The sequence below is a fragment of the Paenibacillus sp. FSL R7-0026 genome (assembly GCF_038004485.1).
Taxonomy (GTDB): domain Bacteria; phylum Bacillota; class Bacilli; order Paenibacillales; family Paenibacillaceae; genus Paenibacillus; species Paenibacillus xylanexedens_A.
In genome coordinates this window covers 5,847,937-5,872,328 of the sequence record NZ_JBBORG010000001.1, presented here as the reverse complement: position 1 = coordinate 5,872,328, position 24,392 = coordinate 5,847,937, and the positions used below count along the sequence as shown (strand labels likewise).

The following is a 24,392-nucleotide window of genomic DNA, read 5'->3' as shown; positions in this document are numbered from 1 at the left end:
GATCGACATGAATAACAATCCTGGGCGTTCATTGGACAAAAAAATGGATATCAGCATCGTTGGTGATGGCAGTTCTTCTGGTGGCGTGTACGGCAAGATCAAGGTTGTAGGGGACGCGTCCTTTAACGACAATCTATCTTGTGATCGATTCAAATGTACGGGTACATCGGTCATATACGGATCGCTTGAATCCACAGATATTAAAATTACCGGAACCCTGACTCTAACAGAGCGAGAGACCAGCAACGATGGTGAGGATGGAATCCGGGCATCTGGCCTGCATGTCAAAGCTGAGCATATAAAAGTGGTAGGTGAACTTCATCTTTCAGGGGATTGTCAGGCGGAAAATATCAAGCTGAACGGGCGATTGACGATAGCGGGGATGCTCAGCGCTGAACACATGACACTCAAAATCATGGGTCCATCCGAGGTCAAGGAAATGGGCGGTTCCGTCATCTCGGTGAAGAGTGGCCGGTTGAATGACTTGTTTACGGGGAGTAAGTCAATTCTCAAGTCACAGCTCATCGAGGGTGATGATATTGAATTAGAGAATACGGAGGCCGAGATTGTCCGTGGCGATAAAATAAAAATCGGTCCTGGCTGCCGGATTGGTACAGTGGAATACCGTTCATCTCTGCAAATTCATCCGCAATCGGAAGTTTTGCTGCAAAGCAATCGGTCCTTGGACTGATTAACGCAGACTTCTTTTCGGATATACTAATGCAGTCATATGAATAGAGCGTGAATGGAGAGATTGAGTACAATGGTTGCACGTAAAAACAGTATTGGATTGGTGCTGGCAGGGTTACTGCTCAGCATATTAATGGCTTCGATGGATAATACCATCGTGGCAACAGCTATGGGGGATATTGTCGGGAAGCTGGGTGGGCTCGACAAGTTCGTATGGGTTACCTCCGCGTACATGGTGGCTGAGATGGCAGGGATGCCGATATTCGGTAAGCTATCCGATATGTATGGACGGAAGAAGTTTTTTGTATTTGGTATTATTGTGTTTATGCTTGGCTCAGCGCTGTGCGGAACGGCAACGTCTATTGTGGAATTGACGATGTACAGAGCGATTCAAGGTATTGGTGCGGGGGCCCTGGTGCCGATTGCCTTTACGATCATGTTTGATGTCGTTGCACCAGAATCTCGTGGTAAATTGGGTGGATTGTTTGGAGCCGTCTTTGGCCTCTCCAGCGTATTCGGACCTCTGCTCGGTGCTTACATTACCCAGTATGCGACATGGGAATGGGTATTCTATATCAACCTGCCGCTAGGCTTGATTGCATTTGTGTTCATTGCGTTCTTCTATAAAGAATCCCATCAGCATCAATCCCAACAGATCGACTGGCTGGGTGCTGTAACGCTGATCGGTGCTGTTGTGTGCCTGATCTTTGGTCTGGAACTTGGCGGCAAAACATTTGCCTGGAGTTCCTGGCAGATTCTTGGCTTGTTTGCCGGATTTGTAGCATTAGCGCTGCTTTTCCTTTTTGCAGAAACCAAAGCCAAAGAACCAATCATCTCCTTTGGCATGTTCCGCAACCGGGTCTACTGGTCCAGTAACGTTATTGGTATGTTCAGTGGTGCGGCGTTCATTACAGCATCCGTGTACATTCCGATCTTCATACAGGGGGTACTTGGTGGTAAAGCGACCAACTCCGGTCTCGTACTATTGCCGATGATGCTCGGGTCCGTTGTGACTGCGTCCTTGGGCGGGGTGTTGATGACCAAAATCAAGTATCGCAATATCATGATCCCTACGTTAGCCTTACTTGTCATTGGACTTGGATTGCTGACTACGCTGGATGAGAATTCTTCCCTTTGGACGATACGTATCTACATGGTGATGGTTGGTCTGGGTGTCGGTGCTTCGTTCTCCGTACTTAGCAATGCAGCCATGAATGCGTTTGAACCGCAAAGACGCGGAGCAGCAAGCTCCACACTTAACTTTTTGCGGTCCCTCGGTATGACGATGGGCATTACGATCTTTGGTATCGTACAGAGCCAGGTATTTACGCGTAAAATGAACGATGCTCTCGCTGGTTCAGCTGCGGAAGCAGGCGGTGCTTCAGCGGGTGGCATGCCGCAGGGAGTGGATCTGACCGATCCACATGCGTTGCTCTCACCAGAACTCAGACAGGCGATTCCGCCTCAGGTGCTGGATACCATCACACATGCCCTGTCTTCTTCCATCGTGCAGTTATTTGCTTGGGCTGTCATTCCGGCTGCACTTGCGTTGGTCGCTTCCTTCTTCATGGGAAAAGAGAAGATGGTCGTAGGCGAAGAGCAAGGCGAATACACTGGCGGTCACTAAGCCGTTATGCACTATAAGTTAAGGTAGTACAGCTGATCGTAGCTTGGTAAAACTCGAATAACATATCTTAAACCATGAAAAGACACACTTCTCGCGTATCCTTAAAAGGGACGGGAAGTGTGTCTTTTTGTTTTCGTAGGATCAGTTTATCCTAGAATGCATGAATTACGGATTGAACTCTTTTGGCTGCTTCAGAAAAGGAACCTAAGGCTGTTTTGTATCGCTAATCCCGTCCTCGACAACAGAGGGTTCTTGTGGATCAGGCAGGCTGCTATGACCGGAGCGGGCAATCAGACGATTCTGAGCTTTGTACGTGTCCCGTGTTATCGTTTTGGATTCAACCACTTTGCCGTCCAGCCTCTTGGTTCTTACTGTCTCCACAATATATCCAGGCTGTCCGTCTTGCAGCACCTGCTGTGCACCATCAGGCAGTACAGTACTGGACACATATTTTACCGGAACACTTAATGTTTCAATGGTGCGAGACTCAAGTGCATAGCTGACATTCTCCGGGAATGTGCCGAAAAATTTCACCATCAATTGGTGGTTCTTCACCTCTGCATGAATGAGTAAGGATTTTCCGGTATTATTCTTGAAGCGAAAGTTGATGGCTCCAGAGGCAAAGGTGGCATCCAGTCCTTTCGGCAAATATTTGACTGGCAGGGAATGGTTGCGACGCTCAATAATATCAAGACCCGTCAACAGTGCTGCGTTATACACCGTACTTGATACCTGGCAGATTCCCCCGCCAATTCCAGGGGTTAGTCTTCCATTAACAATGACCGGAGCCTCACGAAACCCATAATCCTTCTCCGCTTTACGGATGATCTTCTCATAATCGAATGTGGCATCCGGTGGCAAAATCATGCCGTTAATCGCTTCCGCCGCTGCGCTGACATTATGTATCCGGCCTTCACTACTATTGCCCAGACCCGTGGAGAACTGGATGATCTTTCGGTCAATGCCTTCCTGGCGTAGCGAATCAAGGGTTACTTCAGGCTTCAGCGTATATAGTGGTACCTGGATCAGCAGTGGGGCGGGTTTCTCATCCGGGTTCAGTACACTGAAATCCCTGTGCAGCTTCGTCTGAATGAGACCTGTGAGTGTATCCCAATCAATCCGGCGGACGCCCTTTTCCGGGATATACTGAACTTTGTCACTTGTGGTAATGCGGCGAACAGCGTCCGCAGGTGTACCGAAGGTTTCTTTTTCCCAGGCAGGGCTGAGATGTTCTTGGAGTGGTCTTGAGTTGTAGGTCATATCGAGAGAGAACTCTTTCGGAAAATGATAACGTGCATAAGCGCGTTCCCACAGGTTGCCTTCCTCGAGCTGCTGTATTGCGGACTCCAAGCTGTTAACGTTGTAGCTCACTCCCACCTGAGCTGCGGTATACGACATCGTCTGGGGGTTGGGTTCAGTCACTTCAAAGGTGACAGGCCAGTCCTCCAGCTTTTGGATCTGTTCATCCAATTCATGCAATACGTTCTTACGATTCTTCCCCTCCACCAGCATGCCGCCAACATGAACATCTTTGGGCAGGGCAGGTTGATTCACGTACATATACAGCAATCCATAAGACGCGGAGCCGATCAAGAGGATGGAGAATAGAACAATGACCGTCACATGTATTTTTTTCATAACCGTACGCTCCTTTATACTTCTGTTGTTCCGCACTTTGTAACACTTTCTATATATATGATCCAATGCAGGAAAACTTTCGGGTACTCAATAGGTAACAAATTTGTTACAATAAACTTCATATGAATCCATGCTTCACCAACGAAATAGGGACGAAGTGGATTTTTCCTGATGAAATTCAGGTCTTTTTAAAGGAAATGCCGGGATTGTGTCGAAATGATAATGGCTAACTATGCGAGCAGGAAGTGATGATGTGATAGAAATGCAGGACGTGTGGAAGACCTACGCCAATGGGACCCACGCATTACAAGGGGTGTCGGTGAAGATCGACCGCAATGAATTTGTTTATATCGTCGGTCCGTCCGGCGCAGGTAAATCGACATTTATGAAATTGATGTACAGAGAAGAAGTTCCGACCAAAGGACAAATATCCATTAACGGATTTAATATTGGTAAGTTGAAGCCAAGAAAGATTCCTTATGTGCGTCGTAACATCGGCGTTGTGTTCCAGGATTTTCGTCTGTTGCCACGGATGACAGCATTTGAGAATGTGGCATTTGCCATGGAAGTTATTGAAGCGCCAAAACGTCATATCAAGAAACGAGTGATGGAAGTGCTCGACTTGGTGGGACTGCGCAGCAAGGCGAATCGTGAACCTTCACAGCTCTCGGGTGGAGAACAGCAACGTATTGCTATTGCACGGGCTATCGTCAATAACCCATCGGTTATTATCGCGGATGAGCCTACAGGTAACCTCGATCCGGAGACGTCGTGGGGCATCATGCAGCTGCTGGATGAGATTAATTTCCGGGGAACAACCATTGTTATGGCGACCCACAACAAAGATATCGTGAATACGATGCGTAAACGGGTAATCGCCATTGAACGTGGACAGATTGTACGGGATCAGATGAGAGGGGAATACGGTTATGAATTTTAGTACTCTCTTGCGCCATCTGCGGGAGGGATTCAAAAACGTATTCCGCAACGGCTGGATGTCTGTGGCCTCCATCATGTCCATTATTGTGTCGCTATTGATTCTTGGTGTGTTTATGTTACTGGTCCTCAATGTGAACTCCATGGCGAATCAGGTTGATAGCCAGGTGGAGATCAGCACGTTCCTCGAACTGAATGTGGACGAGAACCTGCGTAACACACTGGAGAAAGAAATCAGCGCGATGCCTGAAGTAAGTGAGATTCGTTTTGTTTCCAAGGAAGAAGGACTCAAGGAGTTCCGTGAGCGCCTTGGAGAGAGTGCAGATAACGTGCTTAGCGGTTTCGATGTGGACAACAACCCACTGCCGGAGACCATTGAAGTTGAGGTCATTGAACCGGAAACCGTCACTTTTGTGGCGCAAAAAATCGAAGCTTTGAACGAAAAACACCCGGAGAAGCCGATCATGAAAGTGAACTACGGCAAGGAAACGGTGGAAGTGTTGTTCAAATTTACGAAGCTTGTTCGTAACATCGGATTTATTTTTGTCGGGGGACTGGGTCTCATGTCCATGTTCCTGATCTCGAATACGATTCGCGTAACGATTCTGGCACGTCGCCGGGAGATTGGAATTATGAAGTTGGTTGGTGCAACCAATACCTTTATTCGCTGGCCTTTCTTTATTGAAGGTGCACTCATTGGATTTATTGGCTCGGTCATTACGGTTGGGGTGCTGTTTGTTGGATACAGCCAGTTGATGAAGACGATTGGTCAGGATGTCTTCATGCAGATGCTTAACTTGATTCCGCTCGGCGAAATCTGGGGGCTGTTTGGAACACTGTTGATCGGACTTGGTGTGCTGGTAGGTATTTTGGGAAGTACATTGTCCATTCGAAAATCACTTAACGTTTAGATTTTGTTTTCAAACGATCAAATTGCAAAATATGTCGAAAAGAATGGTAAAGCAGGTTCATTAATGGACGCTGTTTGACGATATGTAGGAAAGACGGAGTCTTTTAAGATTGAAGAAAGCAAAGAACATGCTGTTCACCACCTGTGCAGGTTGCTTTCTTGTGAAATCATAGGATGGGGGATCATCATTTTGAAAAAAACCGCTTCGCTGCTGGCCTTTACGTTATTGGCCAGTTTGACGCTTCAACCTTCTGACGGATATGCCAAGAGTAGCATCAGCGATATTGACCAACAGATTCAGCAACTGGAGAGCAAGGCGGCTTCTGCCAAGCAGGAGCAAAAAAAAGCAGCTTCCAACAAAAAGGAAGCTCAGCATTACAAGAACAAAACCAACGCTTATCTGAAGGTTGTCATGGAACAGATCAATGTCGTTAGTGATGAACTGGCCAGTGTATCCTTGCAGATCGAGAACACGGAGGAAGATCTCCGTACAACGAAAAAAGATCTGCAAGCGGCAGAAGAACGCATTGTTGCAAGGGAAAAATTGTTGGAGTCACGCGTGCGTCTGATGTATACGGACGGTGCTGTATCCTATCTGGATGTATTGTTGTCCTCTACTAGCTTCACTGACTTTCTGACCCGTGCGGATTCACTCAAAACAATCGTGGATCAGGATCAGCATCTGTTGGATGAGCACAAAGCGGACAAGCAACTTGTCGTGGACAAAAAGGCAGAATTGGATGTGCAATATGCGGAAGCCAAGAGCCTGTATGCACAGAAGAAACAGCGCAAGTCCCAATTGAATGAAAAAGAAGCGGAAAAGCAAGTGCTTCTCGCTTCATATGATGCTAAAATTGAAGAGTCAGAAGAGCTGACACAAGAGCAGGAAGATGTATTAATGCAGATTGCCAGCAAACGTTCAGCGCTTCTTCAAGAGAAAAATAAATTGCGTGAACAGCAGGCTGCGGCTGCAGCCAAAGCAAAAGCCGCAGCAGCGGCTCGGGCGAAAGCTGCAGCCAAGGCGCCTACCAGAGTCAGCTCGGATAGCAGCAGTGAGGTTACGTATTCATCCGGGAATGGTATCTTCTCAAGACCGGTATCTGGAGGACGTATTTCTTCTGGATTCGGTCCCCGTACCCATCCGATTACGGGTGTAGTGGGTAAAATGCATGCCGGTGTCGATTTTGCTGTTCCTCAGGGAACTTCAGTTCATGCTGCCTCTGGCGGAATCGTGATCATGGCTGAATGGTATAGCGGTTATGGTTATACGGTTATTGTGGACCACGGCGGCGGACTATGGACGTTATATGGTCACTTGCGCGAAGGTGGATTCAAAGTCAGCAAGGGTGACACAGTAAGCAAAGGTGATACCATTGCTGAGTCAGGGAATACAGGAAACTCTACTGGGCCTCACTTGCACTTTGAAGTACGAGATAATGGTACAGCAGTCAATCCAATGAACTATTTGTAATTTCCTCATCCACAGACCGAATGGAAAAAACATATTCCGTACAAGCTAGACATATACTAAGCTGGCATGTTCAGGGAATGGATTCTGGCAACAATGGAATCGGACACGCTTCAAAACTAAAGGCGGTGACAAACGGATGATGAAGAAAAGATCGGCGCTACTGCTTGTCATTGTGGGTCTCCTTGGCGGTAGTTTACTAACCCTGGTATTAATGACGTATCCGGGAATAGCGAGCCAGGCCACACCGGGCGAAGGTTTGCTGGCTAGTGTAACCGGTAATACACAGCAGAAGAACGATTTGAAGAAGATTGAAACCGCGATGGATTTGATCTCAAGCAACTATTATAAAGACGTGGATCAGACCAAATTGATTGACGGTGCGATCAACGGCATGATGGAATCGCTTGGTGATCCGTACTCCAACTATATGGGGCAGGAAACGGCTGCTCAGTTTGAAGAGTCGATCGAAGGTTCATTTACCGGTATTGGCGCAGAGGTATCCTCACAGGATGGAAACGTTGTTGTTGTTTCCCCGATCAAGGGATCTCCTGCCGAGAAAGCGGGTATTCGTGCGAAAGACATGATTATGTCGGTCAACGGCGAATCCTTGCAAGGTTTGGAACTGAACAAGGCTGTTAACAAAATCAGAGGTCCCAAGGGCAGTGAAGCGAAGGTACAGGTCAAACGTGCCGGATCTTCCGAGCTGATTGAATTTGTCATTGTACGTGATGATATTGATCTGGAGACCGTATATGCTCACATGGAGGATGGCGGAATTGGCGTTATTGCCATTACTCAATTCTCTTTGAATACAGGCGATCGCTTCAAGGAAGAATTGGCGAAGCTTGAGAAGCAGAACATGAAAGGTCTGGTCATCGACGTACGGAATGACCCAGGCGGTGTATTGCAAGTTGTTATTGATATTGCTGAACAGTTTGTTCCTAAAGGCAAGGTTATTGTGCAAGTGGAAGACAAGAACGGCAAAAAGGAACAAAGCAAGTCCAATGGATCAGCCAAAGCTTATCCAGTCACAGTCCTGATGAACAAAGGCAGTGCGAGTGCGTCGGAGATTTTGGCCGGTGCATTACAACAGTCAGCAGGTGCTAAGTTGATTGGTGAAAACTCCTTTGGTAAAGGAACCGTACAGACGAGTTATGACAAGCAGATGGGTGATGGCAGTTTGTTGAAGATCACCATTGCCAAATGGCTCACTCCGAACGGAGACTGGATTCATGAAAAAGGAATCAAACCGGATACTGCGGTAGACCAGCCGGATTATTTCTCGGTGGCACCGATTAACAAAGAGAAGTTACCACTGAAATATGACAGTAATAGCACGGATGTGAAAAGTGCGCAGACGATGCTGAGAGGACTCGATTTCAAACCGGATCGTGTGGATGGATACTACGACCAGAAGACGGAAGAAGCGGTCAAGGCATTCCAGAAGCAAAAAGGCATTCAGGCTACAGGCCAGATTGACGAGAAAACCGCTGAATCACTGGAAGCGGCTCTGATTGAACGTATTGCCAATCCTCAATATGATGCACAGCTGAAACGCGCGATCGAAAATGTCTCAAAGGATATTTCGTCCGCTGTGTCGAAGCCATAAAGAAGGCTGATTTTCAGCCTTCTTTTTTTCTGAACCGGCTGAAAGAGAGGGGTGACCGACCACAATGGAATGGGTATGGCCGTGGTTAACTACATTAGGGGAAGCTTTGTTGCAGTTGTTTATTCAGCCGTTTTATTATATTGCGGTGATCCTGATTGCGCTGATCTATCATCGTCAGTTACTGCAGGAGCGTAAATTGTTCCATGTTCGTTTGCAAAGCTCGATAACACAGACGATTCGTGCCGTGCTCGGAGGCATACTCATTGGTACCATCGTCTCAATTGTGTCCCTATTCCTCGGTGCACATCTTACACTGGGAAGCCTGATATGCATATGGGCTGCAACATTAATTCTATCCTTGTTCCGTATCCGATATCTGTGCTTTGCCTACGCGGCAGGGTTGCTGGGTGTGGTGCAATTTGGCTTGAATCTGGCTTCAGGCTGGCAACCATCGGGTTGGATGGGTAATGTAACGGAGACGCTACGTGCTCTGGATATGCCTGCACTGCTTGTTTTGGCGGCCATCCTACATATGGGTGAAGCCCTGTTGGTACGTATGCAGGGAGTATCGATGGCATCACCACTTCTCTTCGAGGGAAAACGTGGGAAACTGGTTGGGGGATATCAACTGCAGCAGTTCTGGGCCATTCCTCTACTGATTCTTGTTCCAGTCACAGGAGGTGGCGCGGAGCTGGCATGGAATCCACTGATGAATGCAGGTCATAGTTATATGCTGGTTGCGTTGCCGATTATGCTCGGATTTGGCGAGATAACGCAGAGTATGCTTCCGGGACAAAAGGTACAGATCTCATCCAAGCGGTTGATGATATACGGGGCGACTTTGCTTGTGTTCAGTTTGCTTGCTGCATGGTGGTCTCCACTCATGCTGGTTGCTGCGCTGATTGCATTTATTGGACATGAATTTCTGGTATGGTACAGCGCGTTTGAAGAGCAAAACCGCAGTCCGGTATTTGTCCATCCGCAGCATGGGTTGAAGGTATTGGCTGTTATTCCGGAGAGCCCTGCGGCAGATTTGGGGATTGAAGCAGGTGAGACATTGTACAAGGTGAATGGTAAGTTGGTTCATTCACCGGAAGAGTTACATCGTGCCCTGCGGATGAACCCGGCTTTTTGCAAACTTGAGGTGCGAAATCACCAGGGAGAAAGCAAGTTCATGCAACGAGCGATCTATGAAGGGGAGCATCATCAGCTTGGTGTCATTATGGCACCGGACAATCACGAGGTCTGGGCGATTCGGTTACGTCCACTGACGTTGTTCCATATCATCAACCTCAAATTGTTTGCCCGTCTGAAAAAACCACTCAGGGACGAAGCTCCCTTGGCGTTACCGCCAGCCCCGGTGGCCAGTGATAAAGGGTCCGTGGAGATGTAACTAGCATACGTGATGAAGTATATTTGCATAAATCAAGCAATGAAAAAGGTATTTCCAAACGCCGTCACAGGCAAGGGAAATACCTTTTTTTGTTATTGTTTTAACATGAAGATGGCGATTTGGGTCCGATCACGCAAGCTCAGCTTGCCAAGAATATCCGTGACGTAGTTTTTGACCGTGCCTTCACTGAGGAACAATTTGGCGGCAATTTCCTTATTGGATAACCCCTCCGATATGGCCTCGGCAACCGCCAGCTCCATACGTGTCAGTCCATAGGCTTCGATTGGGTTCTGTGTCAGTGTAATTGCAGCAGGACGAAGAAGGCCTGCCAATTTGCGGGCAATATCCGGATGGATTAACATATCGCCGTTATGTACGGTCTTGATGCCTTGAATGATCCGCTCAGGGGGGACGTTTTTGAGCAAATAACCGCTTGCCCCATTCTGTAATGCCTGAATAATATACTCATCGTCGTCAAAAGTAGTTAGCATGAGCACCTGGATTTCAGGAAAACGTGACTTGATGCGTTTGGTACCTTCAACTCCGTCACATTCCGGCATCCGAATATCCATTAAAACCACATCCGCAGGCGTTCCTGCTTCAAGCAATTCCAACGCTTCTTGTCCGTTTGAGGCTGTGCCTGTAACGCGAATGCCGGAGTCCAGTCCGAGCAGCACTTTCAGGCTCTCACGAATGAAGTAATCATCGTCTGCGAGAATCAGCCGAATAAGTGGGAGTTGGGCTGAATCATTGTTTTGGTTCACATCATTACGTTCGGACATGAGAACATTCACTTCCCTTTTCAGAGTATATTCAACTGGTTCGTTATTGGAATGCGTGTAATCACTGTATACGGATAAGCCGATTGGATCTCCAAGGTACCTCCCACCATTTGTGTACGCAGAAGCATACCTTCCTGTCCTATGCCATTTCGCTTGGAAGAAGGAGGATTGATTTTGCCATCATTACTTACACTCATACACACTTCCTGATCCCCGAATACCAGCTCCACTGTGATCGAAGAAGCATTTCCATGTCGCAGGGCATTGGTCAGGGCTTCTTTGGCATTTTTGTATAAAACGATCTGTATGCTGGGATACAGCACATGAGATGGGCCATGAACTTCATAATTTGTCTTCACGCCGGTATCTCTGCCCACTTCCTCTAGGAGACGATCCAGGGCGTAGGCTTCGGATGCATAGGATTTAGGTTGCAGTTTGTGCAGTGTGCTGCGCATATCATCCATACTATCGGCCAATTGATCGCGAATCTGTCTCACCATTTCCGTTCCTTGTTCCATATTCAGGGGAAGGGTCAGCAGGGTGGCTTCCGACATCATTTTGGTGCGAATCAGTCGATGCCCGATATCGTCATGAAGCTGTCTGGAGATACGGGTACGTTCCTCTGCCTGAGCCACTCCTTCAAGTTGCTTTGTAAATAACAGCAGCTGCGCACGAGTTTCTTGTAGCTCGTAATGTTTGCTGCGGAGCTCGTCATAGACTTGTTCCAGTTGTCCGCGGCTGCTCGCCGTTCTTGATCCCTGCCAGGACAGAGCCGCTGTGATGAGCAGAAGCAGGTTGCCAAGAACCATCGCAATTGTCCCTGTGGAGAGTAATGAAGTGGCGGTTGTATTTAGTGTGGTTAACCCTGGTTGCGATGCCTGTGGGACAGAATAATGCCAATGCAAAGCGACATTGTTAGCAACGAGCTGAATCGCAAACATCAACCATCTCCGACTTCCCACCAGTCTGTATATATACACGTAGAGCACGGATAGAGAGAGGAAAAACATAAACGGTCCATACGAAGCAATCAGCCAGCAGCTCCAGAGTATTTCGGCCAGCAGCAACAGCCATTGCTGTGTACTTGAACGGTTAAAATCTTTCCACACGGAGAGTCCAAGCGCGATGATGATATACAAGGTGTAGACGGCTTCATTTTCCAAGGGCAGCATCAACAGGTACAGTACTGCTGGAACGATAATTAATCCGTATTGCAGAAACCGCATTGGCATATGTAAATGACATCCTTTATATAAAAAGTGGAGTAGAAAAACTCTCGGTAATGCGCCCTTGATTATACCATAAGCAGCATTCGAACTAGGAGATGACTTAAGTCACCTTCGATTCATGACTTTTTGTACCTTCGCTACAGATTGCGATCCGTTACAATAAAATTATGAAATCCAGCGGCGAAGGCCGAAACGGAAAAGGGGCGTAAAAGGGATGGGCATACTTGAAGTAGATCATGTAGTGAAACGATACGGCAGCAGGCTGTCCGTGGATCATTTGAACCTTAGTGTTGGCAAAGGCGAGATTTTTGGATTGCTCGGTCCCAATGGAGCAGGAAAAAGTACCACCATCAGCATGATTGCAGGGCTCCTGAATATGGATCAGGGTGAAATCAGATTAGATGGTATATCGGTTAAAGAGCGACCGCTTGAAGTAAAGCGCAAGATCGGACTGGTTCCGCAGGATCTGGCTTTATACGAAACCATGTCTGCTGCGGAGAATGTGACCTTTTTTGCCAGACTGTATGGACTGCGTGGAAAATTGCTTAAGGAAAGAGTGCAGGAGTCTCTTGAATTTGTAGGGTTGCAGGATAAAGCAAAAGATGCCCCCTCGACCTTCTCTGGCGGTATGAAACGCAGGTTAAACATCGCATGTGCGATTACACATCGCCCTGATCTAATTATCATGGACGAACCGACAGTTGGCATTGATCCGCAATCTCGAAATCATATTCTTGAATCGGTACGCACACTCAACAAGATGGGTTCAACGATTATATATACAAGTCATTACATGGAGGAAGTGGCGGCGATTAGTCACCGGGTTGCGATTATGGATCAGGGGCGAATTATTGCCTGTGGGACTGAAGCAGAGCTGAGAGAACGGGTAGCATCGGAGGAAAAAGTAGTGCTCTCCACTTCCAGTATCGGTCCCGACGTCGTAGAAGAACTGAAACTTCACCCCCGTGTGCGGATGGTAGACGTTTCAGAGAATACACTGACCATTACGCTGCCTTCGGCACAGCAGGATCTGCAGGATCTGCTCTTCATTTGCAGCAAACATGAAGTATCCATTCAGTCGCTCAAGGTCGAAGAGCCGGATCTGGAAACGTTGTTCCTCAATCTGACCGGGCGTACGCTTCGGGACTAGGGGGAGCAAGAGATGAATATATGGCATATCTGCATCTTTGAATTAAGGCGTATTCTTAAGATTCGATCTGTAGTGTTGAACCTGTTCATTCTGCCGTTGTTACTGATTTTTATATTGGGCACGGCACTTTCCAGTACAATGGGTACGGCGGAGGATGTTATTCCGGATACTGTACGCGTGGGAATCATCCATTTGAGCACTGAATCTGGTGGAGGATCAAGTACGGTTAATCAAGCGATGGATACATTCGTTAAATCCCCGGCGGTAGCTGAGATGGTCAAGGTGCAGAACTTTACGACAGAAGAAGAGGCCGTTCATGCGTTGCGTACCGACAAGCTGGACTTTGCTGTAATGATTCCTTCGGATTTTGAGAAAAGCGTGATGGTGGGGAAAGAGGCCCGGTTACAGTGGATTCGAGGAAAGGACAACACACTTAATACGTTGGGTGAAACTTTGTTCACACGTTTTACGGATGAATTGAACCGACAGATGGCGATTACCAAAGTGCTCGGTCCGGAAGTGATTGCTGCCATGGCCGCTTATTCGGAGTCTGGTGATGCGAATTCCACCTCCATTGCTGTCATTAATCCCGGTAAGACAGGTACGGCATATAGTGCCTCCCAATACTATGCAGCTTCCATGCTGGCGATGTTCATGTTGTACTCAGGCATGACAACCAGTACCAGCCTTTTTGGAGAGCGTGATAACAAAACGTTAATTCGCCTTCAGGCTGCGCCTATAGGCAATGGAGTTATTTTCGCTGGCAAAATTGCAGGAAATAGTCTGCTTGCTTTCTTACAAGCAACAACGATCATACTTATGACGTATTGGCTCTACGGTGTAGATTGGGGGACCCATCCTTGGTATATTGTGCTGACTTGTGTATGCATCACATTGGCATCCATGACTCTTGGCGTAATCGTGGCATTGGTATGCAAAAGCACGGCATCAGCCAGTGCAACCTTACAAGGTATCATCGTTGCCATGACATTCATCAGCGGTGGGTTCATGCCCATTCCGATTGATTTTGTACAACGGCTTAGTCAATTTACGGTTAACCACTGGGCGCTCCAGAGTTTTCTGAGAATGATGCTGGATGCACCTGTAGCAGAGATTGTGTATAACATTCTAATGTTAGGCGTGGTATGCGCTGTATTAGTGTTCATCTCAGGGATGATCTATAGAAAGGCAGGATACCGATATGAATAGTCTACACATCGCCTGGTTGATGATTAGACGTACACTTGGCCGTAAAATGGGCTTCATTACGTTTCTGCTTCTACCTTGCCTGGTGGTTACAGGAGCGGTTGCTCTTTTTGGAAGCGATCAGATTACACGTACTGTTATTCCCTATGTGAATGAGGATGGAGGGGTGGCAGGGACATGGATGATTCATGAACTTGCTGGCAAAGAGGAGTATCTGCTCAAACCGATGACAAACGAAGCAGAAGTGAAGGAAGCTATCGCTCAGCAAAAAGGAAGTTCTGGCATCATCATTCCGGCACATTATACGGAGGATCTGTTACAAGGAAAGCCAACCGAAATTCAATTGGTGGAACTGCGTATAAGTGAAAGTTCCTATACCCTACGAGCAGCAGTTGAAGGTTTGACGAGCGGATTGTTACAATCTGCTTCAGCTGTTAAGGTGGCAGCAGGTCCTGTCTCAAGTGAGACAGATATACTATCGAGTATACAGAAGCCATTTGAACAGCTTTTACAGGAGATAGGAAAACATCAGGTTGCTGGTGAAGTCACCGATCTGCAGATCTATCCCAAACCAGGCCTGAACAATGTGACTGGATTTACAATCATGTTTATGATGGGGCTGCTGACGAGTGCAGTGGCTGTGATCATGGAAGATCGCAGGAAACGTACGATGGCAAGAGTATATACGGCACCCGTCCGTGCATATGAGATTGCGCTGGGTAACTTCCTCGGCAGCTTTGTCATTGGCTTGATTCAGATTGTTCTCGTTTTGGGAGTCAGCAGGTGGCTGCTGCATTATGATGCCGGTATTCCTTTTGGCATTCATTTCATCATCTTGGCCGCATTCATGCTGGTCTCCATGGGGATCGCAAGTACCGTGGCAGGATTAATCCGTAATCCCAAAAATGCCAACATGCTGAATTCACTCGTCATTATGCCAACTTGCATGATAGGTGGTTGTTTCTGGCCGATCTCGTTGATGCCAGATTATATGCAAAAGCTCGCCAACTTTGTTCCACAGAAATGGGCGATTCAGGCAGTGGAGACGATCTCTGCTGGTGGTACATTGTCGGATATCACATTGCCACTATTGATTTTGTTTGGCATGGCTGCCATTTTGCTGACTGTAGGCTCTGCGATTCTACGTCCTAGCCAGCCAGGAGTAGAGGCATAAGGTGATACGACATAAAAAAGCACGCTCTGCTGAATTGAATTCAGTTAGAGCGTGCTTTCTTTGCATAAGGAATGATGCATTATGTGAGATATTGATAATTAAGGTTGAAGCTGACGCAGGACAGTTATTTCGACCCGACGGTTCTTTTGTCTTCCGGCCGCTGTGGTGTTGTCACCTGTTGGGCGAGTATCCGCATATCCGGCATACTGGAATCCGTCCGGGTTAAGCTTCTCTGTATCCAAAAAGAATCGTAATACAGATAGTGCGCGTTCCCCGGAAAGCTGCCAGTTATCGGTATAGGTGGAGTTTGCCCCCACAGGAACATTATCGGTGTGACCCTCAATGCTGACAACGGTGTTCAGATCACGGAACAGGCTGGCAAGTTTACTGAGCGTTGGTGCTGCACCGTCCTTTAGAGCGGCCTGTCCCTGGTCAAACAGGAAGCGGTCACTAAGTGTAATGGATAGGCCCTGTGGCTTGTCCGCAACAAAAATCTGATTTTCCAGTTTATTATCCTCGATATATTGGGTAATCACATTGAACAGATTTTGCAATTCCTGCTCCTGTGATCTGAACTGTTCTTCCCGTTCTGTGAGGGGCTTGTTGTCATCATCTGGTGTTGCAGTCCCGGTATCGGAAGGGTTTCCTTCACCTTTTGAAGGATCTTCACCCTGAACCTCGGATGGTGGAGTCTCTGTAATCGTTTGACCGGGTTTCTCACCGAGTCCCTCACCAAGCTCAAGGATAGAGTCGGACGCATTAAATGTATTTTGTAACGATTGAGTAACGACGTCATATTTACCGGAATCCAGATTGCTCATGGCATACATGATGACAAAAAAGATCAAAAGCAGAGTTATGAGATCGGCATAAGTAATCATCCAGCGATCCCGATGATCGATAGTTTCACGTTTTCCGCGCCGTTTACTGCGCCGACTCATCCAATCCCTCCTTTGCTAGGGGGCGTATATGCTGACGATGCGTAAGGGTGAAGGACTCCAGTCTTTTGCGTACAAGCTGGGGATTCTCACCGTTCTGAATGGCAAGTACACCTTCGAGAAGCATTTCCATGGTCTGCACTTCATCGGCACCTCTGGATTTGATCTTGGAGGCAATGGGCAAAAAGATAAGATTGGCACTGGCGACCCCATACAGGGTTGCGGTAAAGGCAACAGCAATGGCAGGTCCGAGTCCGGTTGGATCGGTCAAACTGCCAAGTACCTGAATAAGTCCCATCACGGTTCCGATGATCCCCATGGTTGGAGCGTACCCACCAGCGGATTCGAATATTTTGGCATAACCCTCATGTTTTTGTTCAATTGAATCAATCTCCATCTCCAGGATCTGGCGAACCACATCCTGATCGGTACCATCAACAACCATCTGAATACCGTCTTGCAAAAATGGATGCGGATGATCCATAACCTTGCGTTCCAATGCAAGTACACCTGAGCGGCGTGCGATAGAAGACATCTCCACCAGTTCTTCAACCCACAAGCCTGAATCATTATTGTTACGTCCAAAAGCCATACGCAGGGCAGCTGGAATCGTACGAAGGCGATGCGCCGGGAAACTGGCAACCACAGCAGCAATCGTTCCACCGAATACAATTAAAGCAGCCGTTTTTTGCAGGAGACCAGACAATTGGCCGCCTTCCCACAAAAAACCGCTAATGACTGCGGCAATTCCGGCAATAATACCGATAAGTGTCGCAATATCCATAAATTAACCCACTCCTATCTTCATTTCACGTTTGCATCACTAAAACGAACGAGGTATAATTAAACGGGAACAAATATTCCTATTACTATAAGTTTTCCCATATGAAAATTCGGGGAACTTCGACAATATATAGTGACTATTATTTTAGACGATAGGGTGAGATACGGCAATGAGCGATATTATAATGAGCGACAAAACGTTCGAAATCGAGTCAGAGTTTTCTCCCCAAGGTGATCAGCCGGCAGCCATTAAAGAACTGGTGAAGGGTGTTCAGGAGGGGAAGAGGTACCAGACACTGCTGGGTGCAACGGGTACGGGTAAGACGTTTACGATCGCCCAGACGATAGCCCAACTGCAACGTCCGACGCTGATTATTGCGCACAACAAGACGCTGGCAGCGCAGCTTGCAAGTGAGTTCAAAGATTTTTTCCCTAATAACATGGTTGAGTATTTCGTCAGTTATTACGATTATTTTCAGCCAGAAGCATATATCCCGTCCTCCGATACGTATATCGAGAAGGATTCAAGTATTAATGAAGAGATCGACAAACTGCGGCACGCAGCGACAAGTTCGTTGTTTGAGCGCAGGGACGTCATCATTGTAGCGAGTGTTTCCTGCATTTATGGTTTGGGTTCGCCGCACTCGTATTCAAGCATGCTGTTGTCACTTCGGGTAGGCATGGAGAAACCGCGCAATCAGATTTTGTCCCGTCTGGTAGAGATCCAGTATCAGCGTAACGATATTAACTTTGTGCGGGGTACGTTCCGTGTTCGTGGGGATGTTGTTGAGATTTTCCCTGCCTCCAAGGGTGAACATGCAATTCGGGTTGAATTGTTCGGTGATGAGATCGAGAAAATTACGGAGATTGATGTGTTAACTGGAGAACTGATTGGCGAACGTGAACATATTGCCATCTTCCCGGCGTCTCACTTCGTAACTCAAGAAGAGACGATGAAGGTTGCGCTGGTGAACATTGAGCGTGAACTGGAGGAGCGTCTGGAAGTGTTGCGTGAACAGGGAAAACTGCTGGAGGCTCAGCGACTGGAGCAGCGCACACGGTATGATATCGAGATGATGAAGGAAGTTGGGTTCTGTTCGGGGATTGAGAACTATTCCGGTCCGCTGACTTTCCGCGAACGCGGCGATACTCCATACACACTGATGGATTACTTCCCGGATGACATGTTGATTGTGGTCGATGAGTCTCACGTGACTCTGCCACAGATCCGTGCGATGTACAATGGTGACCAAGCGCGGAAGACGGTATTGGTTGAGCATGGTTTCCGTCTGCCGTCAGCGCTGGATAATCGTCCACTCAAATTCGATGAGTTCGAAGGCAAGATGGATCAGATCATCTATGTATCGGCCACACCAGGCCCGTATGAGATCGAGCATACCGATACGATGGTGCAACAGATTATCCGTCCAACCGGACTGCTTGATCCAATCATTGAACTGCGTCCAACGAAGGGGCAGATCGATGACTTGATTGGTGAGATTAACGACCGGATTTCCAAAGACGAGCGTGTGTTGATTACAACATTAACGAAGAAGATGTCCGAGGACCTGACGGATTATCTGAAGGAAGTTGGAATTAAGGTGCGTTATCTGCATTCCGAGATCAAGACGTTGGAACGGATGGCGATTTTACGTGATTTAAGGTTGGGTGTTTTCCATGTGCTAATCGGAATCAACTTGCTCCGGGAAGGTCTCGATCTGCCGGAAGTATCCCTCGTCGCTATATTGGATGCCGATAAGGAAGGATTCCTGCGTTCCGAACGCTCACTGATCCAAACGATTGGTCGTGCAGCACGGAACAGCGAGGGTCGCGTTATTCTATACGGTGACAAAGTGACGGATTCGATGGATAAAGCGATAAAGGAAACAGAGCGTCGTCGTGCAATCCAGATCGAGTACAACGAGAAACATGGCATTACACCACAGACGATTCGCAAAAAAGTGCGTGATGTGATTGAGGCAACCAAAGTTGCCGAATCCAAGAAAGACTATCTTACAGGCGCAGCCGAGAAGATGTCGAAGAAAGATCGCCAGGCGCTTATTCAGCGCCTAGAGGTAGAGATGAAAGATGCAGCCAAAAACCTGCAGTTTGAGCGTGCTGCCGAGCTTCGCGATGCGTTGTTGGAACTTCGCGCTGAATAAGATACAACTCATTCATATGCTCCAGTAAAGATGGATCTGTAACAAGAGAACGGCCAATTGGCCGTTCTCTTGTTGAGTAAGGAAATCGTTGATATCTACCGATAATAAGAGATGTTGAAATCTTGAATTCGGGTCTATACTGATAGAAATGTTGAAATTGGTTAAAAGGTTTATAGGAAAGCAATTGGGAGTCGAGAGTGCCCCAGTGTTGACCTCGGTGCCGAGCCAAAGGCAATGGCGACCTGACGCGATCAAGGCGAAGCCGAGAGCGTCCCCGGTGTTGACCTTGGAGCCGAGCCGAAGGCAATGGCGACCTGTCGCGAACGTGGCGAAGCTGAGAGCGCCCTGGTGTTGACCTTGGAGCCGAGCCAAAGGCAATGGCGACCTGTCGCGATCAAGGCGAAGCCGAGAGCGTCCCGGTGTTGACCTTGGAGCCGAGCCAAAGGCAATGGCGACCTTGCCGCGAACGTGGCGAAGCCGAGAGCGCCCCGGTGTTGACCTTGGAGCCGAGCCGAAGGCAATGGCGACCTGCCGCAACCAAGGCGAAGCCGAGAGCGTCCCGGTGTTGACCTTGGAGCCGAGCCTAAGGCAATGGCGACCTATCGCGATCAAGGCGAAGCCGAGAGAGTCCTGGTCTTGACCTTGGAGCCGAGCCGAAGGCAATGGCGACTTGTCGCGAACGTGGCGAAGCCGAGAGCGTCACCTCGCAGTAGAGCGGTCGTATAAGTTTCCGGCAATGAGCCGGAAACTTATACGGAGCCGCGGGCACACGACAACCCTTCACATAGCAAGACCCGACCCCTCACCGTTGCACCGCTTGTTTCGGGTGTCCAGAGGGCTGCGCCCTCTGGGGCCCTCCCTTGGAAGGGAGGGTTTGGGAGGGATCGAAAAGCCTTTATAAAGGTTGGATTAGTAAATTTGAGAGGATGAATACTATTGGCGAGCGATAACATTGTCATTAAAGGCGCACGAGCGCATAACCTGAAAAATATCGACATTACCATCCCACGTGACCGCTTTGTTGTATTGACCGGCCTGAGTGGCTCAGGCAAGTCCTCGCTGGCTTTTGACACGATCTATGCCGAAGGACAGCGGCGGTATGTAGAATCATTGTCAGCTTACGCACGGCAGTTTCTGGGACAGATGGAGAAACCGGATGTGGATTCCATCGAAGGATTATCTCCTGCCATTTCAATAGATCAGAAAACAACAAGCCGTAACCCACGTTCCACGGTTGGAACTGTGACCGAAATCTATGATTATCTGCGTCTGTTGTTTGCACGTGTGGGCCATCCACATTGTCCGGACCATGGCGTGGAGATTAGTTCCCAGACCGTAGAACAAATGGTTGACCGCATTATGCAATATCCAGAGCGTACCCGGCTGCAGATTTTGGCACCCATTATCTCGGGCCGTAAGGGCGAGCACAAAAGTGTATTTGCTGATGTGTCCAAACAGGGTTTTGTCCGTGTACGGGTGAACGGGGAACTGCGTGACCTGTCAGAAGATATCCAATTGGAGAAAAACAAAAAGCATACGATTGAAGTCGTTGTTGACCGGATCGTTGTTAAAGATGATGTACAGGCGCGTCTGGCCGACTCTATTGAAACAGCACTTAATCTGTCCGGTGGACAACTACTTGTGGACATTATAGGCGAAGAAGAGCTACGCTTCAGTTCCAACTTTGCCTGCCCGGTGTGCGGATTCAGTATTGAAGAGCTTGCACCACGGATGTTCTCATTTAACAGTCCTTTCGGGGCTTGCCCGGATTGTGATGGGTTAGGTGTCAAAATGATCGTTGACCCTGATCTGCTGGTACCAGATCGGACTAAGACCATCGAAGATGGAGCTTTTGATGCTTGGACAGGTGGTACATCCACCTATTATCCGCAGTTCCTGAAGTCGGTATGTGAGCACTTCAACATTCCGCAAAATGTACCTGTCGAAGATCTGCCAGCTGAGCAGATGAACAAGTTGTTGAAGGGTACAGGTACGGAGAAAATCCGTTTCCGCTATGAGAATGATTTTGGACAACGTAAGGAAGCACTGGTTACCTTTGAAGGTATCGTGAATAACCTGGAGCGTCGTTACCGGGATACAGCATCTGAAGGTATCCGTGAATTTATTGAGGGTTACATGAGTGCGAAGCCTTGTGGTACATGTAAAGGTCAGCGTCTGAAACGCGAGAGTCTTGCGGTTACGATCAATGATCACAACATGGCCTATGTGACTAGTTTGTCCATTGGTGAAGCTGGCCGATTCTTCGATTCATTGGAATTGACGGAGAAGGAGCAGACGATTGCCAAACTGATTTTAAAAGAAATCAACAGCCGTCTCGGCTTCCTGGTGAATGTTGGTCTGGATTACCTTACACTGAGTCGTGCTGCCGGAACATTGTCCGGTGGGGAAGCGCAGCGGATCAGATTGGCTACACAGATCGGTTCCAGCCTGATGGGTGTGTTGTATATTCTGGATGAGCCGAGTATCGGTCTGCATCAACGGGATAATGACCGTCTGATCTCAACGCTTGCGCATATGCGCGACATTGGTAATACGTTGATCGTGGTTGAACATGATGAGGATACGATGATGGCTGCCGACTATATTATTGATATTGGCCCAGGTGCAGGTATACACGGAGGTACCATCATGTCACAGGGTACACCGGAGGAGATCATGAACGATGAGAACTCCTTAACCGGTCAATATCTGAGTGGACGCAAGTTCATTCCGATTCGTACAGAACGTAGAAGTGTGGGAGACCGTTGGTTGGAAGTACGTGGAGCCAAAGAAAATAACCTGAAGAATCTGAATGTGAAGATTCCAGTGGGTGTATTTACTGCGGTAACGGGTGTGTCTGGATCAGGTAAATCCACATTGATCAATGAGATTCTCTACAAAACGCTGGCACGTGATTTGAACCGTGCTCGGGTACGTCCGGGTCAACATAAAGAAATTCGTGGTCTGGAACATATCGATAAAGTCATCGATATTGACCAGTCTCCTATCGGGCGAACCCCACGTTCCAACCCGGCTACGTATACAGGTGTCTTTGATGATATCCGGGATCTGTTTGCTCAGACGAACGAAGCCAAGGTACGTGGATACAAGAAAGGCCGGTTCAGTTTTAATATCAAAGGTGGACGTTGTGAAGCCTGCCGTGGAGACGGTATTATCAAGATCGAGATGCACTTCTTGCCAGACGTCTATGTTCCTTGTGAAGTCTGCAAAGGCAAACGATACAATCGGGAAACGCTTGAAGTGAAATATAAAAACAGAAACATTTCCGATGTGCTGGAAATGACGGTTGAAGATGCAACCCAATTCTTCGAGAACATTCCGAAGATCCATCGCAAAATGCAAACACTGATGGATGTGGGTCTGGGTTATATCAATCTGGGACAACCTGCAACCACATTGTCTGGTGGCGAAGCCCAGCGTGTGAAGCTCGCTTCCGAGCTGTATCGTCGCAGTACAGGGAAAACCATCTACATCCTTGATGAGCCGACTACCGGTTTGCATGTCGATGATATCGACCGTTTGCTGAACGTATTACACCGTCTGGTTGATTCCGGGGAATCGGTGTTGGTGATTGAGCATAACCTGGATGTTATCAAAACAGCAGACTATGTTGTTGATCTGGGTCCAGAAGGCGGTAGCGGTGGAGGAACCATTGTTGCAACTGGAACACCTGAGGATATCATCAAAGTGGAAGCTTCCTATACAGGCAAGTACTTGAAGCCGGTTCTGGAGCGGGATACCGAGCGGAGCAAGGCACTGCAATTAGTAGACTAAGGTCCTCTAACCAGTAGTTATATCAATATGAAGTGGCAGTATTGGCCCTTCTTTTCGAAAAGGTAGAGACGTTGGATAACGATCTGATGTGCTCTGCTTCCGAAAAGAAGGGCTTTTCATTATGAATTATGCACGGTGTTTCCTTCGGACTAAGGTTATTTCGTGAAAGTGTTTACATATGCATTATGACGAGCATTACAGGAATATTCGGCCAAATTGGCTTTTTTTCATTTTTATGGATGATAGGGCTTGCATTACAAGCAGGGTACAGATAACATAGAGGAAGATATTAGGGTATGCGTTAGCTGTTCAACTATGGTAAGGAGGTCTGTCTATCCATGCTGTTTGCAGAAGCTGCCACGGCGAGTACATCGAATTTTAATGCATTTGATATTTTTGTCATCTTATTTACGATCCTGATTTTCATCGGAGTTGTTCGGCTTCTTCGGGCACCGAAGAAAAATCTGTTTGCGATCGGATTTGCAGTAGTCAGCCTACTGGTATTTCTGATGACAGACTATGCGATGATAACGGGTTGGTTTGCTCAGTAGGAATGCCAATGAAGTGAATGGGATTTAAGCCAATAATGCATGTTCAAAAAGATCGGTTTTCAGTACCGAGAAGATGGGATGAAGCTAGAAATGGAGTAGCGGAGCGTAGGGAAAACTACGTGAGCAACGGACATTTCGGCTGAATTCCATATTCGATGCTGATGATGCCACCAGGCATCCTTCGTAATCAAAAGCGTACTTTTTGAACTACCTCCAAAAGAGGTACAGACGAACACTTTCCAGAGAGACATGGAGGGTGTTTTTTTCGTTTATATCGAGCGATTGAACAAGATCTTACCTTCTCTACTAAAATAGGACTTAAAACAATTGTATATCCAGATTCTGTAT

General features: G+C 47.7%; 18 protein-coding genes. 13 read left to right on the top strand and 5 right to left on the bottom strand.

The window, feature by feature from the left end:
* Nucleotides 1-7 precede the first annotated feature (7 nt).
* Together MKY44_RS25840 and MKY44_RS25835 are read left to right on the top strand one after the other, a co-directional pair.
* Nucleotides 8-691 (top strand): hypothetical protein, encoded by a 684-nt coding sequence (locus MKY44_RS25840; RefSeq protein ID WP_341009150.1) that lies wholly within the window; start codon nt 8-10, stop codon nt 689-691.
* Nucleotides 692-763: 72 nt separating this feature from the next.
* The gene (locus MKY44_RS25835; RefSeq protein ID WP_341009149.1) at nt 764-2,317 is read left to right on the top strand and encodes an MDR family MFS transporter; all 1,554 of its coding nucleotides are present in this window, start codon (nt 764-766) and stop codon (nt 2,315-2,317) included.
* Between the two features lie 204 nt (nt 2,318-2,521).
* On the opposite strand, the gene MKY44_RS25830 is transcribed toward MKY44_RS25835, so the two are convergent.
* On the bottom strand, nt 2,522-3,955 hold the full coding sequence (locus MKY44_RS25830; protein WP_341009147.1) for a VanW family protein: 1,434 nt from the start codon (nt 3,953-3,955) through the stop codon (nt 2,522-2,524).
* Nucleotides 3,956-4,208: 253 nt separating this feature from the next.
* Between MKY44_RS25830 and ftsE the strand changes: the two genes are divergently transcribed.
* From ftsE to MKY44_RS25805, 5 genes are all read left to right on the top strand, one after another.
* Entirely contained in the window at nt 4,209-4,895 is a 687-nt protein-coding gene (ftsE, locus tag MKY44_RS25825; RefSeq protein WP_024631580.1) for a cell division ATP-binding protein FtsE, read from the top strand.
* The gene (gene ftsX / locus MKY44_RS25820; protein WP_047840643.1) at nt 4,885-5,802 is read left to right on the top strand and encodes a permease-like cell division protein FtsX; all 918 of its coding nucleotides are present in this window, start codon (nt 4,885-4,887) and stop codon (nt 5,800-5,802) included. Before ftsE ends, ftsX begins: the two co-directional genes overlap by 11 nt.
* A gap of 189 nt (nt 5,803-5,991) precedes the next feature.
* A complete protein-coding gene (locus MKY44_RS25815; RefSeq protein WP_036612408.1) occupies nt 5,992-7,272 on the top strand; it encodes a murein hydrolase activator EnvC family protein in 1,281 nt (426 codons plus the stop codon).
* 136 nt (nt 7,273-7,408) lie between these two features.
* The gene (locus tag MKY44_RS25810; protein ID WP_341009146.1) at nt 7,409-8,881 is read left to right on the top strand and encodes a S41 family peptidase; all 1,473 of its coding nucleotides are present in this window, start codon (nt 7,409-7,411) and stop codon (nt 8,879-8,881) included.
* Nucleotides 8,882-8,945: 64 nt separating this feature from the next.
* Nucleotides 8,946-10,274: a PDZ domain-containing protein gene (locus MKY44_RS25805; protein WP_341009144.1), complete on the top strand. Its 1,329-nt coding sequence runs from the start codon at nt 8,946-8,948 to the stop codon at nt 10,272-10,274.
* A 92-nt stretch (nt 10,275-10,366) separates the two neighbouring features.
* On the opposite strand, the gene MKY44_RS25800 is transcribed toward MKY44_RS25805, so the two are convergent.
* A complete protein-coding gene (locus tag MKY44_RS25800) occupies nt 10,367-11,056 on the bottom strand; it encodes a response regulator transcription factor (protein WP_341009143.1) in 690 nt (229 codons plus the stop codon).
* A gap of 20 nt (nt 11,057-11,076) precedes the next feature.
* The gene (locus MKY44_RS25795) at nt 11,077-12,288 is read right to left on the bottom strand and encodes a sensor histidine kinase (RefSeq protein WP_341009141.1); all 1,212 of its coding nucleotides are present in this window, start codon (nt 12,286-12,288) and stop codon (nt 11,077-11,079) included.
* 211 nt (nt 12,289-12,499) lie between these two features.
* On the opposite strand from MKY44_RS25795, the gene MKY44_RS25790 reads away from it, so the two are divergent.
* The 3 genes from MKY44_RS25790 to MKY44_RS25780 are packed head-to-tail and all read left to right on the top strand — an operon-like array spanning nt 12,500 to nt 15,815.
* Nucleotides 12,500-13,435 carry an ABC transporter ATP-binding protein gene (locus MKY44_RS25790; RefSeq protein WP_341009139.1) on the top strand — a complete coding sequence of 312 codons (936 nt, stop codon included), beginning with the start codon at nt 12,500-12,502 and terminating at the stop codon, nt 13,433-13,435.
* Nucleotides 13,436-13,447: 12 nt separating this feature from the next.
* Nucleotides 13,448-14,644 carry an ABC transporter permease gene (locus MKY44_RS25785; protein WP_341009137.1) on the top strand — a complete coding sequence of 399 codons (1,197 nt, stop codon included), beginning with the start codon at nt 13,448-13,450 and terminating at the stop codon, nt 14,642-14,644.
* Entirely contained in the window at nt 14,637-15,815 is a 1,179-nt protein-coding gene (locus tag MKY44_RS25780; protein ID WP_341009136.1) for an ABC transporter permease, read from the top strand. Before MKY44_RS25785 ends, MKY44_RS25780 begins: the two co-directional genes overlap by 8 nt.
* 98 nt (nt 15,816-15,913) lie before the next feature.
* On the opposite strand, the gene MKY44_RS25775 is transcribed toward MKY44_RS25780, so the two are convergent.
* Both MKY44_RS25775 and MKY44_RS25770 read right to left on the bottom strand, forming a co-directional pair.
* Nucleotides 15,914-16,756 (bottom strand): flagellar motor protein MotB, encoded by an 843-nt coding sequence (locus MKY44_RS25775; RefSeq protein ID WP_341009134.1) that lies wholly within the window; start codon nt 16,754-16,756, stop codon nt 15,914-15,916.
* Complete coding sequence (locus MKY44_RS25770) at nt 16,740-17,537, bottom strand: flagellar motor protein (protein ID WP_036612388.1); 798 nt, start codon at nt 17,535-17,537, stop codon at nt 16,740-16,742. The genes MKY44_RS25775 and MKY44_RS25770 overlap by 17 nt, the downstream gene beginning before the upstream one ends.
* 169 nt (nt 17,538-17,706) lie before the next feature.
* On the opposite strand from MKY44_RS25770, the gene uvrB reads away from it, so the two are divergent.
* From uvrB to MKY44_RS25755, 3 genes are all read left to right on the top strand, one after another.
* Nucleotides 17,707-19,698, top strand: a complete 1,992-nt coding sequence (uvrB, locus tag MKY44_RS25765) for an excinuclease ABC subunit UvrB (protein ID WP_341009132.1) — start codon at nt 17,707-17,709, stop codon at nt 19,696-19,698.
* 936 nt (nt 19,699-20,634) lie between these two features.
* A complete protein-coding gene (gene uvrA, locus MKY44_RS25760) occupies nt 20,635-23,493 on the top strand; it encodes an excinuclease ABC subunit UvrA (protein WP_341009130.1) in 2,859 nt (952 codons plus the stop codon).
* Nucleotides 23,494-23,831: 338 nt separating this feature from the next.
* Nucleotides 23,832-24,044: a hypothetical protein gene (locus MKY44_RS25755; RefSeq protein ID WP_017692026.1), complete on the top strand. Its 213-nt coding sequence runs from the start codon at nt 23,832-23,834 to the stop codon at nt 24,042-24,044.
* Nucleotides 24,045-24,392 lie beyond the last annotated feature (348 nt).

Coding starts and splice junctions, on each gene's coding strand:
- MKY44_RS25840 (WP_341009150.1), top strand. CDS start 8: ATGAATAACAATCCTGGGCGTTCATTGGACAAAAAAATGGATATCAGC.
- MKY44_RS25835 (WP_341009149.1), top strand. CDS start 764: ATGGTTGCACGTAAAAACAGTATTGGATTGGTGCTGGCAGGGTTACTG.
- MKY44_RS25830 (WP_341009147.1), bottom strand. CDS start 3,955: ATGAAAAAAATACATGTGACGGTCATTGTTCTATTCTCCATCCTCTTG.
- ftsX (WP_047840643.1), top strand. CDS start 4,885: ATGAATTTTAGTACTCTCTTGCGCCATCTGCGGGAGGGATTCAAAAAC.
- MKY44_RS25810 (WP_341009146.1), top strand. CDS start 7,409: ATGATGAAGAAAAGATCGGCGCTACTGCTTGTCATTGTGGGTCTCCTT.
- MKY44_RS25805 (WP_341009144.1), top strand. CDS start 8,946: ATGGAATGGGTATGGCCGTGGTTAACTACATTAGGGGAAGCTTTGTTG.
- MKY44_RS25800 (WP_341009143.1), bottom strand. CDS start 11,056: ATGTCCGAACGTAATGATGTGAACCAAAACAATGATTCAGCCCAACTC.
- MKY44_RS25795 (WP_341009141.1), bottom strand. CDS start 12,288: ATGCCAATGCGGTTTCTGCAATACGGATTAATTATCGTTCCAGCAGTA.
- MKY44_RS25790 (WP_341009139.1), top strand. CDS start 12,500: ATGGGCATACTTGAAGTAGATCATGTAGTGAAACGATACGGCAGCAGG.
- MKY44_RS25785 (WP_341009137.1), top strand. CDS start 13,448: ATGAATATATGGCATATCTGCATCTTTGAATTAAGGCGTATTCTTAAG.
- MKY44_RS25780 (WP_341009136.1), top strand. CDS start 14,637: ATGAATAGTCTACACATCGCCTGGTTGATGATTAGACGTACACTTGGC.
- MKY44_RS25775 (WP_341009134.1), bottom strand. CDS start 16,756: ATGAGTCGGCGCAGTAAACGGCGCGGAAAACGTGAAACTATCGATCAT.
- MKY44_RS25770 (WP_036612388.1), bottom strand. CDS start 17,537: ATGGATATTGCGACACTTATCGGTATTATTGCCGGAATTGCCGCAGTC.
- uvrB (WP_341009132.1), top strand. CDS start 17,707: ATGAGCGATATTATAATGAGCGACAAAACGTTCGAAATCGAGTCAGAG.
- MKY44_RS25755 (WP_017692026.1), top strand. CDS start 23,832: ATGCTGTTTGCAGAAGCTGCCACGGCGAGTACATCGAATTTTAATGCA.